We start from the raw sequence: 13408 nt of genomic DNA on the forward strand, positions 1-13408 counted from the left end.
CTGGCTTTTTGCCTATGTCTTACCGCGTTTCACATCTGCTAGGGGCACCGCTTTCCGCCAGTTTCTCGATCAAATCGAGACGCACCCGCCACGGATCGACCATCTCTCTGGTATGTTCCGCACCTGTGGCAGGGATAAACAGAATGTTGTCTTTCTGGCTGCTATAGGCGTTCCAGGCTGGTAAGCCAGAGGCATTAGGGTTACCGGTACGAGCGAAATTAACCCAATATTGGTTCATTTGCTGCGCCACCGCGCGATCCTGTGGCGTGGTTTTCTCGCCATAGCGTGCGGCTACCGTGTTAAAGACATACGGAATCTCACTGGCGTGAACGGCAGCAGGCCACTGTGCGCGCATGCTGTCGGCAACATAGCCAAAGCGGAATTGCCAAACGGGCAACGCAGCTTTTTCCCAAATACGTGCGACAAAACGTGCCGGTTCGACCATGAAACGATCGCTTGAAACAGCCTTTGCTATCTCCTGCGGTGACATACCGTGGTAAGCCTGAAGCGCCTGCTGTCGATCGCTGGCAGGGAAGACAGCAACGGCATCGTCTGATGTCGTGACCTTCGGCGGGAAGCTGATATCGGCATCCGTGGCACCAATCATCAACGGTACTCGCTGGAAATTACCCTGACGATAGCTATCCTGCGGTTCTGCGGCGATCGCTTTGCCATCAAGCATCGGTCCAGAATAATCCGGTGTATTCATGGAGGCCATATTCAGGCCATTCACCACTTTTTCCGCAGGGATCTGCCGCAGCGCCGTCAGGGCTTTCGCATCGTGACCGCTAATGCCATTTGCGCTGGCGAAGGCGAGACCGGCCTGTTCTGCTTTTTGCCAACTTTGGTTAGGCACGATATTTTGTCTGCCGGAGCCGGATTGGATAATCGCTTTCTGGAATAATCCCTGCGAGAGCTCGCTGGTCAGCAGCGAGCCGACGGCAAAACCGCCGGCAGATTCACCAAACAGCGTGACGTTTTGCGGGTCGCCCTGAAAAACGACGATGTTTTTCTGCACCCACTTCAGCGCCGCCACTTGATCCATCAGACCGTAGTTGCCACGCAGCGGCTGGTCGGCCAATGCCGGATGTGCAAAAAAGCCAAAGCGGCCGACGCGATAGTTAAAGCTGACGAAAACGACGCCCTGACGGGCAAACTCCTGCCCGGAGTAAATCTCAGGCGACGCGCCGCCGTTGACGAAGCCGCCGCCATAGATCCATACCATCACAGGCAGCGGGCCTGTGGCATTGGCTGGACGCCATACGTTGATAGTCAGGCAATCCTCACTAAACCCTACGCCGAGCGGCGCGGCATCGCCGGGAAAAGGGTTCTGCATACAATCCTTGCCGTATGCCGTTGCCGGACGAATACCGTTCCAGCTTTGTACCGGCTGCGGCGGTTGCCAGCGCAGCTCGCCGATGGGAGGGGCAGCAAAGGGAATGCCTGTAAAGGCGTCGACGCCTTGCGTCTCGGTCCCGCTGATACGGCCGCTGTCTAACGCAACCTGCGGATCGTTTGCCAGTGCTGAGTGGCTGGCGGCAGCCATCAGTAATATCAGGCTGGCAGTGATTTTTTTATCCATGCGTTTTTCCTTAGGGATGAAAACAAAAAAACCTGCCAGACGTGATGGAAACATCACGTCTGGCAGGTTCGCCTTTTTTCAATCAGTCACGCCCTGTAATGTCATTTATAGGCGCTTTGCATCAGCCTGACAACCTTAGGTACGCAGAAATATGATAATCATCAACATGATGCACAACGGTATCGTCAGTTTTTCGACTCCAAACGCAGCTGAACAGATGTGGTTACCGACGTTTACGGGCAATCAGGACATTGAGCGGAGCCATGGGAAAAGCCTGATGACGTCGGGTTTCGACAGAGGTAAAGCCAGCAGCCAGTAACCACTGAGTGAGCTGTCCTTCTCGTGTGACGTGGCGTCCACTCATTTGCATCGGTAGATAAAACGGCAGAACGGGAGCCGCATCGTTGGCCTCTTCGGCAATTTCCGCCTGTGCAAGGACCAGTGTTCCCTCTGGTGCGAGTGTGTGGTGAAGCGTTGCCAGCATGGTGGGAATATCCTCAACAAAATGCAGGAAGGAGGAGCTCCAGATCAGATCGTATTTTTCGCTGGGAAACGCGCCGCTTTGTGCTGACAGCCGTGAGGATAACCCGGCATCGTTGATATTACGCTGTGCCACGGCAGCGGTTTGCGGCAGGTCATAGACCGTGCCGGAGATCTGCGCGTGGCGCAGCGCCAGCGTAATTGCCACCCAGCCAGGGCCACCGCCCAGATCGAGAACGTGCCTGATTTGTGGGAAATCCGGCAGGCTGGAGATCAGTTGCTCAGCAAGGTCTGCGGTTACCGAGCGCTGCTCCTGCGCGATTTGCTGTTCTGCCGCGTTGGCCCACGCCGCATCGCGCGGTAATTCGCTCAACTGTGTGGGCAGTGGCTGGGGCATTCCGCCGCCGAGTCCCTGACCGAACTGGCGCAGGCTGGTGAGGCGAAAACGCCAGGCGTCACCGAGAAAACGCGGGCTGCGGCGACAGAGCACGGCTGCGCTGGCGGGGGCGATTCTATAACCGCCATGATGGCGCGTCAAAAGCTGCATACTCCACAGGATCTCAAGCAAAAATTCGGTTTTCTCCGGCTGCCACCCCAGCGCTTCCGCCAGTTGTTCCGGCGTGGTGGCGTCCTCCAACTGGTCGAAAATCTGCTGTTCCAGCGCAAGATGTAACGCGTCGGCCTGCACGCTGCTAGCGGCAAGCTGCCATAATGTCTCTAGTGGGTTCATAAGCGATCTTTCTCATTGATGGTCAGTCGATAGGGAATATGCTATCTATAAATGAGAATGGTTATTATGTTCATTGTTATGCGAGACGGCGTTTTTCATATGCGAAACGGCGAGGGAAGATGATGCAAAGACAGCGACACAGGCGAAGTGAAAAACCAGCAGGCGATCGGTGCTGTGCGAGTGAGGCTGATATCTCAGGTTCACGCCGTACTTTGCCAGATGGCATCGGAGAATGCTGGTCGGATTTCAGTCGTATTGATGCCGATCTGTCGTTGGCGCGCTCGCAATACCGGCCACGTCGTGCATGGGTGGAGGAAACCCAAAATCCACATTCACAGCCAATGCTGGTTATGACGTTTGCGCTGGCAGGGGAGTCTACCTATTGTGACAGCAGTGGCTCACAGATCTGGTTTCGTCAGCAACATGTCACTATCACGACGTTTGGCTCCAGCGTGGGCGAACGCCGTTATCAGGCCCAGCAGCATGTCGATCAACTGCGGCTGCGGATAGGGAAAACGGCGGCGGCGCGCTATTTGGGGTCGGACTGTGCGGAACAACTGTTCAGTGACGATGGTGTGCGACAGCGCGCGTTTACATCGATATCTGCGGCTAGTCAGGTTCATGTCAATGCGTTGTGCAGTGACACCGATCCGCTGAATCGCCACATCCATGCGTTAAGCCTGCTGTCACAGTATCGACATCTTCTACAACCGAAAGACAGGCGTGATGCTGTTTATCCACAGGAGCGGCAGCAGTTGGAGCGGATATGTTGCTGGATGCGGGAACATTTGGCTGAGCCGCTGACGCTGGCCTGCATTGCGACTCAGGCAGGGATGAGTGAATCCCGACTCAAACTAGGGTTTCACCGCTGTTTCGCAACGACGCCGGGTCAAATGCTATTACGAATGCGAATGGAACGGGCGCACCAGCTATTGGATCAAGGGTTTCAGGTGGCGCAGACGGCCTGGCAAGTCGGCTATCGGCATCCCGCCAATTTCAGTCTGGCATTTACGCGCTATTTTAACCGTAATCCGAAAATGATTGCGGCACGTAAGTAATCTATCTTGTTGGCATTAATATCAGACCGTTAACAAATCTACTTGCGGCACGAATCAGAAATATGCCGCGCTCAGCGACCAATAAGCCGCAACTGGGTACAAAATGGGCAACCACAGCCGTTAATGGAGGTCGCATCACACTGGCCGGGGTGAATAGTTTCCAGCCCCATTGGCGTAAAGCCAGAAAAGGTGCGCTTAGGTTCATCGATATTGTTCAATCCACTCTCCGTAGACTGGGCTATTTTGGCCTGAAACGCAGAAGCTTGTGCCGCAACCAGGGAAAGAAATAGAACTGACAGACCTTTTTTCATCGAGTTTATCCGTTATGGAATTTGGTTTGTTATAACATAACAAGTTAAGCCATGCCAGCTCAGGCGAGCGCACAAATGCGGCCGCCTGTCCTAATAAAAGCCATGTAATCAGCGGAACGGTGGCTCGTTAAAGGTGCGTAGTTTACGTGAGTGCAGCTTGTCGCTTTCCGCTCGCAGTAGATCGATGGCGCAGATACCAATCTGCAAATGCTCCGAAATCGCCCCTTCATAGAAACGGTTTGCCTGTCCCGGCAGCTTGATCTCACCGTGCAACGGTTTATCCGAGACACACAGTAGCGTACCGTAAGGCACACGGAAGCGATAACCCTGTGCGGCAATCGTCGCGCTTTCCATATCGACTGCGACAGCGCGGCTGAGATTAAACCGCAGTGCGGAAGCGGCATAGCGTAGCTCCCAGTTGCGATCGTCGGTGGTGACCACGGTGCCGGTACGCAGGCGTTGCTTCACTTCTTCCCCCGGCATACCGCTGACCATCTTGGTGGCGTCATACAATGCGCGCTGCACCTCGGCGATACTGGGTATCGGGATATCCGGCGGTAAAACGGCGTCCAGTACATGATCGTCACGTAGATAAGCATGTGCCAGTACGTAATCGCCAATAGACTGACTTTCGCGTAGACCGCCGCAGTGGCCGATCATCAACCAGGCATGCGGGCGCATTACCGCGAGATGATCGCAGATGGTTTTCGCATTAGATGGCCCGACACCGATATTAACCATCGTAATACCTTTCCCGTGGCGGGGAATCAGATGATAGGCGGGCATCTGGTGGTTTTTCCATGCCAGATCGGATACGGTTTGCTCGGGATTGGGCGTCTCGGCTGTGATGTAGATACCGCCCGCGCAGGACAGTGCCTCATAGGGGCTAGCGGGATCGGCAATTTGCGCACAGGCCCAGCGCACAAACTCATCAACATAGCGGGTGTAGTTGGTGAAGAGAATGAATGGCTGAATGTGTTCCACTGGCGTGCCGGTATAGTGACGAAGCCGGGCAAGCGAGAAGTCGGTACGCAGTGCGTCAAAATGCGATAATGGCGACGTGGTGGTGGCATGATACAAGCCATCAGCCGTTTCATCCCCAATCTGTGACAGCTCCGTGGTCGGAAAATGTTTCGCGATGCCCGCGCTCATGGAACGATCAAGAATCAGGTCGGAACCGTCGAGCACGTAGGGGAACGGGATCTCCTGCTGTGATGGACTGACTTCAATGCTGACGTCATAGTCTCCTTCAAGCAGCGCCAGCTGTTCCGCGAGATAAGCGCGCAGAAACGCGGGGCGGGTGACGGTGGTAGAATAACTGCCGGGATGGGTAAAACGCCCATAGGCACGATGTCGAGGATGTCCGGTCGATTCACCGTTCCAGCTCACGCGCAAGGCGGGGTAGGAAAACAGCCCGGCGGCACGCGCGTTGGTATCGGGTAGCGTGCCGTGGGTGATAAAGTCTCCGATGGCGTCGCGCAGCGCCGAGACGGCATCATCATACAGCGCTTCCAGTTTATCCAGAGCCTGAGTGACGGTGAGGCTGATGTGGGATTCGCTGCTATGCATGTTCTCTCCTTTATTCACACTCTTCATATTCTGTACTTCGGCAGAGGTTAGCTAACAGCGTAACTGAAGATGCACTGACCCGCCATCGTCAAATCTGGCGGGTAAACGCTCATGAAGCGAAGCATGCGGTTAGTGCTTGTGGCGACCAGAGAGATTCGCTGCGCTCACGGCCAGTATCGACAGCACGCCGAGTGCGGCAGCCGGTGCCAGAACGCCCCAGAAGGCGCGTTCGATATATGGCATACCTTCCGCTAATACGCGTCCCCATTCCGGCGTTGGCGGTGACGCGCCCAGACCTAAAAAACCGAGTGATGCCAGCGCCAGCGCGATGCCGGGGAGCCGCAGCATGGCGTGACGAAAAAGCGGGCCAGCCAGCGCGGGCAGAATATAGAACAGGCTACGCCGTATCGGGCCCACGCCGAGTATCGGCAACATCCGAATATAAGGGCGCGCATTAATTTCAGCGACCAGCGCTGCGGTGTGGGCAGCGAGTGGAGCCCAACTGACGGCGATGACCGCTATCGCCGCACCTGTGGCCGTTGGGCCATTGACGGCGGCAACCAGCAGCCCGGCGATCACTGGCGGCAGGGCGTTAGTCACTTCGATGGGGCCGGTGAACAGACGCGGGAACAGCCCGACCAACAGGCCAATGGCGAGACAGGCCAGCGATACCGCCAGTGCCAACAGGCAGGTATTCAGCGTGCCGTGTGCAACGCGTGCGAGTAAATCACGCCCCATCGCGTCTGCGCCAAAGGGCAGCGCGAATGAAGGCGGTTGCAGGCGTAAAAAAGAGGAGGTAACGGGATCGCGCGGCAGACCCGCGAGTAGCAGAAGTGCCAACAGCAGTACGCAGACAATCGGTAGCCAGATGGCGTGGCGAGACACGAGGCTAGCGCGTTCTTCCGGCACCGGCATTGCCCCGCTGCGCAGTGCACGTCCGAGGATCAGCAGCCGCACACCGCCAGCCGCCATGCCAGCTAGCGAGGCGATAAGGAGTAATATCAGCACGCCGACCTGCAATGCGGGCAAATCCTGCGCGGCAGCGGCGCCCAGCGTTGCGCGTCCCAGACCGGGAATAGCAAACACTTTTTCGACGGCAATGGCACCGCCAGTTAGCGATACCAGTACCAATCCGACCAGTGGCATCACGCTGGGCAGCGTGCGTTTCAGCACGGCCAGCGCGATATGACGACGGCTCACGCCTGCCACACTCCAGGTGGTGAGCCAGTTTTCGCTAAAGGTGGCGGAGAGCGCATCGGCAATAATCCGGCCAAGGTAACCGCCTGCCGGAATACCGAGCGCCAGCGACGGCAGCACCGCGTAGTGCAGGCCTAGCCAGCCATAAGGGGGAAACCACTGTAGCCAGACGGCACCGACAATCAGCAGAAATGACGCCAGCAGGAATTCGGGCAGCGCGGTAAAGAAGGCGGCAAACAGACCGCCTGAACGGTGAATATGACCACGAAGCCCCTGCCGGAACGTTGGGGCGCACAGCACCGCAGCCAGCGTGAAAGCCACCAGCGCTGAAGAGGCCATCAGCGTGAGCGAGACGCCCGCCGCTTGCAACATGCCTGGGAGCACGGGTTGACCAGAAACCCAGGAATTGCCGGCATCGCCGTGCAACAGGCCGGTCAGCCAGTTCAACAGTAGCTGCAACGGGCCTTTATCCAGCCCGAGCGACTGACGAATCGCGTTGAGCGTTTCCGCTGTTGCTTCCTGTTCACCAGAGCGGGCGCGTAACAATGCCAGCGCCGGGTCCTGGCCAGATAGCCACGGCAGCATACCAATCAGTACCACAATGCCCGCTAGCGTTAGCAGTCGCGAAAACAATGGGATCAGTACGCCATAGCGTGGGCGTTGCGTCTGGTTAATGTTGGCACAGGTGCGGCAGTACAGCGATTCGCTCATAGACTCTTCATCTTTCTGGTTACAGGTGCGTTACCTGCTATTTCGTCGCAGCAATATGCGTGGCTGAATTGATCAGCGTACGTTCACGTGGGTCGCGCAGTGCGTCTTTCACCTGTGCGCCTTCCCCCTGGATGACGCGTTCATGCAGCATTGGGATCGCGGCATCGCTGGCAAGGATCAGATTTTCTGCCTGCATAATGGCCTGACGGCGCGCTTCTCCTGCGGGAATGGCCGCTGCTTTTTGCAGAGCCTGATCGATTTCCGGGCGGCACAACTGAGCGATATTGAACGACCCTTCACAGGCAAAGTCGCTATACAGATAAGCAACGGGATCGCCGGAGTCTAGCACCGTTGCTCGCGATAAAATAAAGGCGTCAAACTTGCCTGCCAGCGCGTCAGACTCAATCTGCGCATACTCACGTACAACTTGCTTTACCGTAAATCCAGCGGCAGTGAGTTGCTGTGCCAGATAGACCGCGACTTCAGGTAGCTCGGCGCGATCGCTGAAAGTGGCTAGCGTGATGGTGGCACCCGCAGGCGTACCGGCTTTAACCGGATTCGCCACGGGTTGGCGCAGCTCGGCAGCCCATGGCAGCGCAGGGCCTAACAACCCTTGGGCGACATCGGCACGCTTCTCATACACATTATCCACCAATTGCTGGCGGTTGATCGCATCGCGTACGGCAGCCCGCATTGTGGGATCTTGCATCACGCCATGGCGCGTATTCAGATACAGCGTGTTGGTGCGTGGCATGGGGACTTCATGTACCAGTGATTGATCCAGCAGCGGAGCCTGAGAAACCGGAATGGCTTCGACAATATCTGCCGTACCGGTACGTAAGGCGGCAGCACGTGCTGCGCCATCGGACACAAAGCTGACATCAATACCGCTGGCCTGTGCTTTCTCCCCCCAGTAGCCGTCGAACCGATCCAATACCGCGCTGCTGGTGCCCGTGACGCTACGCAGAGCGAACGGGCCGCTTCCGGTGTTGATCGGATTAACGACTCGATTTTTACCGTACGCATGCGTGGAGAGGATCGCCAATTGCGGGCTGGATAAACGCTGTGGCAGCAGTGGATCGGGTTTAGCAGTGGAAACGATAACAGCACTATCGCCATCGGCTTTTATCGTTAACTGCACGCCGTCCAGAATACGCGGCTTGGGCGATGCGGTGGAGGCCACCGTCAGCGCATTCACTACCGTGGCGGCGTTTAATGTGGTGTTGTCATGAAAATGGACGTTGGGACGCAGTTCAAAACGCCAGGATTTATCATCGATCTGCTGCCATTTTGTCGCCAGCGCGGGCTGGGCTTCACCCAGTTTGTCGAGCACCACCAGCGTTTCTGCCGTACTCCAGCGTGACAGCTTAAAGGCGTCATCGCTCAGCGGCGTCAGGCCGGAGCGCGGTGGCTGGAGCATCGCCAGTTTGATTCGACCGTCATGATGTGAAGTAGGGGTTTCTTCCGGTTCATTGAAGCAGCCTGAAAGCAGTAGCGTGGCTGACAGCAGGCCGGAAACGGGCCACAGGAGATTACGCATATTCATCAATCTGTCCTTATTCATTCACGGTTGACGCGGATTTAAACGGGCGGCAGATAACCATCATGGCTAGCGAGCTGCACAGGGGGACGGCGGCGAGCAGCACCCACGGAATGGCGGCCTGTGGCGATGGTGTCAGTGCACGATCGAGTTGGCTACCGAGTATAAAATTACCGACCAGCACGGCGATGCCGCCCATTGACGCTAATGCACCATAGTGCGCGCCCAGATTCTGGTTGTTAGCAAAGCGGGGAATAAGATCCATGCCAACGGGAACGATTAACATCTGCCCCAGCGTCAGCAGGGTAATTAATGAGATAGCGGGAAGCAGACGTTGCCATCCCTCAGGCGGCGTGCTGGAGGCAAACAGCGCCACGCTAAAGAACGACGCGGCCAGCAGTGCGAAACCCAATGGCAGCATGCGTGCTGCGCCAATCCGGCGGGCAAAACGTGCTAGCGGGAGCTGTAACCCGATCACCAGCAGGGAAGCCAGCACAAACAGCGGGCCGAGATCTTTCTCACTGCTGCCAGAGCGATGCAGTTCAACTGGCAGCGCCAGATAGAGCTGGTTGTAGCTGAACAGGTAAGCGCTATAGGCGATGATGAATGCGACAAAGCGCCGTTGGCGGAAGGTCTCCCACCAGGGGGCAATCTGCAATTCGCCCCGATTGCGCTGCGTTGGCGGCAGGCTGAAAAACAGGATAATGAGCGCGATAACAAACACTCCCGCACCGGCTAGCGCCACGCGCTGGAATCCGTATCCCGCCAGCACCGAGCCGAGCAACGGCCCTAGCACGGCACCCAGCTCGCCGCAAATGGCAAACAGGGCGAACCATTCGGAACGGCTACGCTTTCCCTCTTTTTCGCTTTGCGTACCGGCCTGCGCCATCAGCGCTTCAATGGCGGGAGAGAACAGGGCACCACCAACCCCAGTCAGACAGGCGCCTAGGATGATCGGCCACAGCGAGTCGCCTAACGCCAGCAGTAAATAGCCGCTAATGCGCACCACACAGCCGCACAGGATAATCACGCGTGCACCGAAGCGGTCTGCCAGTGCGCCGCCGACTAAAAACATGCCCTGCTGAGAAAAGGTGCGTAAGCCAATCACTAGCCCGATAGCCCAGCCGGACAGCAGCATGTCATCGCGCAGGAAAATAGCCAGAAACGGCACAACGGCATAAAAACCAATGTTGAAAACAAGCTGGCTACCCAGAAGTAGCGGGGGATAAGGCCGTGGAGCGCGGTTGGCGGTAAGGTCTAACATTCAATCATCCGTTATAGAACAAGCCGTGATAGAAATCCCCGTGATGGGGAAATGTGTTATTGACGCGGTATTTTATTGTGAAACGGGTGTTTTGAGCGAGCTAATAGCCTAGGGTCGACAGTACGGGAACGGCCTGCAATAGGCGGGCGGTGTGCGGTTGCTGCGGTGAAGTCAAGACCGCAGCCGTGGGGCGATCTTCGATGATACGCCCGCTATCCATAACCAGCATTCTGTCGCACAACCCGGCGAGCATAGAAATGTCGTGCGATACCATCAGCAATCCCATCTTGTTTTGTTCAGTGACGTGTTGCAGCAGGGTTTTGATCTGTTCACGTAACGGTAAATCCAGACCGCTGACAGGTTCATCCGCCAGTAAAAAATCGGGGCGAATAATCAACGCTCGCGCCAGCGCGACGCGCTGCGCCTGCCCACCAGAAAGCTGACCAGCGGCTTTGTCCAACAGCGTTGTACTGAGTTCGACTTGTTCCATGACATTGCGCAGGGATACTGGCGCATTTTCACCAGGACGCAGGCGCTTTAGCGGCTCAGTGAGGAGATCGGCGACGCGTTGGCGTGGGGCAAGCGATCCTGCTGGATCTTGCGGAATATACTGAACGCGGCGGCGATACCAAAGCAACGAACGTACCGAACCGGGCTTAATCAGGTTACCGTCACAGTACACCGTACCACTCTCCGGCTCTTCAAGTGCGAGCAGCGTTTTCAGTAAGGTAGATTTACCGCAGCCCGAGGCACCAACCAGACCGACACGTTCGTGACGGTGCAAGTGTAGCGACAGGTCGTGAAAAATCGCACTGGCAGGATCGGCCTTTTGCCACGGTAAACGCGACGTCTGGCGATAGCGGCTGACGTGCTCAAGACTTAAAAAAGGTGAAGGAACTGCATGCAGGTGGTGATTCATCCGGCAAGCGCTCCGGCAACGGGTAACACACTAGTGGGTAAGATATTGATGGGTAAAACATGGGTTGATAAAACATTGGTTGATAAAAAATTGGTTGATAAAACATCGTCAGCGCGACGGGCAGCAGCCACCAAACGACGAGTATAAGGATGTTGTGGTGCATTCAGTAGTTGCAGCATACTGCCGGATTCAACGATCTGACCATTTTCCATTACCAGACCGCGCTGGCAGAGTTGGGCGGCGACAGCAATATCATGCGTAATAAACAGCAGTGCAGGTGCATCCGGCTGCGCGCTACGTTCCTGTAAGACGCGTAATACCTGCTGCTGAGTGATGACATCAAGCGCGGTTGTGGGTTCGTCTGCCACCAGTAACCGAGTTTTGCCAAGCAGCGCGAGGGTAATACAAACACGCTGACGCTGACCGCCGGACAGTTCGGCAGGGTAGCGCTGCAATAGGTTGGGAATATCGTCCAGCTTCATGGCTGTCAGAAGCGCAGCAAGCTCAGCAGAAGAGGGGGATTTCAACGCCAGCGAGAGCTGTTTCCCTAACGGCATGAGCGGATTCAGCGCCGTCGCAGAGTCTTGAAAAACGGCAGATGCCCGACTGGTATGCGGGCGCGCCAGCGCTTTCAACTGACTGACCTCTTCACCATTTACCTTAATACTGCCGCTAATCTGGCAGCCTGTGGCTGGGGTGCCGATCACGGCTTTAGCCGTGAGGGATTTACCTGAACCCGATGCGCCGAGTAAACAGACGCGTTCGCCTGCGAACAGCGTAAAGCTGATGTCACTGACTTTGGTTTCACCACCAATAGACAGGCGAAGGTTCTCCACCTGAAGAATGGCGTCTGTGTGTCTGTCCCAACTGATCATGGTTAAGGTATACGGTTGATGTAAATAGATATGTAATAACATAACAAATTAAAGCGAAATGATGCAAAGGAAATGTGATCCAGAGCGAATAAATTGGCGCAGAGACGCCGTCTTAGTCGACTGCGTCGATGATTAAATAGAGGGGGTAAAGAATAAACCGTAGGGAAGTGCGGACTATCTCGTGGCGTTGTATTTTTAGAGCCTACTCATTCGGTGAGTCAACAAGCTGTGCCAGTTCCGTTGCGCTCAACTGAGTAATCTGACAAACCTGAGCAGGTTCCATGCCGCTAAGCAGGAGCTGACGAGCAATGTTTCGAGCACTGGCTTTCATACCATGCTGTATTCCTTGCTGCATGCCATGTTTGATGCCTTTTTCAAACCCGATTTTCTCAAGCTGCTGTGCGATGGTCATGATCGCCTCCCGATCCGTTGACAGAGACTGCGCGACGGCCTCAATAAACTCTGCCGGTTTTGATGTATTGCCGCTCCGCGCGATGTAAAACAGAATCGCTCTTTTTTGCGGCAGCGGTACCTGCCAGCGCTCAAATAATAGCCCGATATCCTGCGCCAGTTCCAGCATATCTCGCGTGCGAATGTGTTTTTGTACTAATTCTAGTAGTGCTACGCGGCGATGCGTCTTGATTTCTTCATCTGGCATCACCGTCAGGTCAACCAAAGGAAAGGGGGCGTTGTAGAGTTTTTCTGCCTGAATAGAGTCAGCAAAACCGTCGAGCCAACGCAGCGTATAGGGATAAGGGCTACGCTGGCCGTGATAAAACAGTAAAGGAACGACGAGCGGCAACGTGTCATGACCTTGAGAGAGGTGCTGTTGCATAGCAGCCAGCGCGTAGCGCAGCAGGCGAAATGGCATCAGTTTTTCTGGGCGGCTCTGATGTTCAATCACACAATAGATATAACCTTGTCCTGTGGTGGTATGAATCGAATACAGCATATCCGATATTCTTGCGCGTAGTTCTTCGTCGACAAAAGAAGCCGATTGCAGTTGTAATGAGCTGAAATCACAGATATTCCTGATTTCTTCTGGCAGGTGAGCGGCGAAGAAATCCTTTGCGATGGCTGGATCGCTGAGAAACTGTTTAAACATCGCATCGTGCGCGGCCATGCTGTTTTTCCGTCCCTGAATGTCTGTCCACAATGATAAAAGAGGCGGA

Annotated in this window: 11 protein-coding genes; 1 reads left to right on the forward strand and 10 read right to left on the reverse strand. The window is 55.8% G+C overall.

Going from position 1 to position 13408, the window contains the following annotated elements; genetic code table 11:
* Positions 1-19 precede the first annotated feature (19 nt).
* Both E2566_RS07580 and E2566_RS07585 read right to left on the reverse strand, forming a co-directional pair.
* Positions 20-1582 carry a carboxylesterase/lipase family protein gene (locus E2566_RS07580; protein ID WP_107170292.1) on the reverse strand — a complete coding sequence of 521 codons (1563 nt, stop codon included), beginning with the start codon at positions 1580-1582 and terminating at the stop codon, positions 20-22.
* A 223-nt stretch (positions 1583-1805) separates the two neighbouring features.
* Positions 1806-2792: a class I SAM-dependent methyltransferase gene (locus tag E2566_RS07585; protein WP_107170291.1), complete on the reverse strand. Its 987-nt coding sequence runs from the start codon at positions 2790-2792 to the stop codon at positions 1806-1808.
* Positions 2793-2911: 119 nt separating this feature from the next.
* Between E2566_RS07585 and E2566_RS07590 the strand changes: the two genes are divergently transcribed.
* A complete protein-coding gene (locus E2566_RS07590) occupies positions 2912-3850 on the forward strand; it encodes an AraC family transcriptional regulator (RefSeq protein WP_240618654.1) in 939 nt (312 codons plus the stop codon).
* A 71-nt stretch (positions 3851-3921) separates the two neighbouring features.
* Here E2566_RS07590 and E2566_RS07595 read toward each other — a convergent pair whose 3' ends face one another.
* The 8 genes from E2566_RS07595 to E2566_RS07630 form a co-directional block, all read right to left on the reverse strand.
* Positions 3922-4161 carry a hypothetical protein gene (locus E2566_RS07595; RefSeq protein ID WP_107170290.1) on the reverse strand — a complete coding sequence of 80 codons (240 nt, stop codon included), beginning with the start codon at positions 4159-4161 and terminating at the stop codon, positions 3922-3924.
* Between the two features lie 108 nt (positions 4162-4269).
* Positions 4270-5730, reverse strand: coding sequence for an AMP nucleosidase (locus tag E2566_RS07600; RefSeq protein WP_107170289.1), 1461 nt, complete (start codon positions 5728-5730; stop codon positions 4270-4272).
* Positions 5731-5859: 129 nt separating this feature from the next.
* The gene (locus E2566_RS07605; RefSeq protein WP_107170288.1) at positions 5860-7638 is read right to left on the reverse strand and encodes an ABC transporter permease subunit; all 1779 of its coding nucleotides are present in this window, start codon (positions 7636-7638) and stop codon (positions 5860-5862) included.
* 37 nt (positions 7639-7675) lie between these two features.
* Positions 7676-9184: an ABC transporter substrate-binding protein gene (locus E2566_RS07610; RefSeq protein WP_107170287.1), complete on the reverse strand. Its 1509-nt coding sequence runs from the start codon at positions 9182-9184 to the stop codon at positions 7676-7678.
* A gap of 10 nt (positions 9185-9194) precedes the next feature.
* On the reverse strand, positions 9195-10442 hold the full coding sequence (locus E2566_RS07615; protein ID WP_107170286.1) for an MDR family MFS transporter: 1248 nt from the start codon (positions 10440-10442) through the stop codon (positions 9195-9197).
* A gap of 100 nt (positions 10443-10542) precedes the next feature.
* Positions 10543-11361 carry an ABC transporter ATP-binding protein gene (locus E2566_RS07620; protein WP_107170285.1) on the reverse strand — a complete coding sequence of 273 codons (819 nt, stop codon included), beginning with the start codon at positions 11359-11361 and terminating at the stop codon, positions 10543-10545.
* Entirely contained in the window at positions 11358-12236 is an 879-nt protein-coding gene (locus E2566_RS07625) for an ATP-binding cassette domain-containing protein (RefSeq protein WP_107170310.1), read from the reverse strand. The genes E2566_RS07620 and E2566_RS07625 overlap by 4 nt, the downstream gene beginning before the upstream one ends.
* A gap of 202 nt (positions 12237-12438) precedes the next feature.
* Positions 12439-13359 carry an Rpn family recombination-promoting nuclease/putative transposase gene (locus E2566_RS07630; protein WP_107170284.1) on the reverse strand — a complete coding sequence of 307 codons (921 nt, stop codon included), beginning with the start codon at positions 13357-13359 and terminating at the stop codon, positions 12439-12441.
* Between the last annotated feature and the right edge of the window lie 49 nt (positions 13360-13408).

The sequence above is a fragment of the Pectobacterium punjabense genome (genome assembly GCF_012427845.1).
GTDB classification, from domain to species: domain Bacteria; phylum Pseudomonadota; class Gammaproteobacteria; order Enterobacterales; family Enterobacteriaceae; genus Pectobacterium; species Pectobacterium punjabense.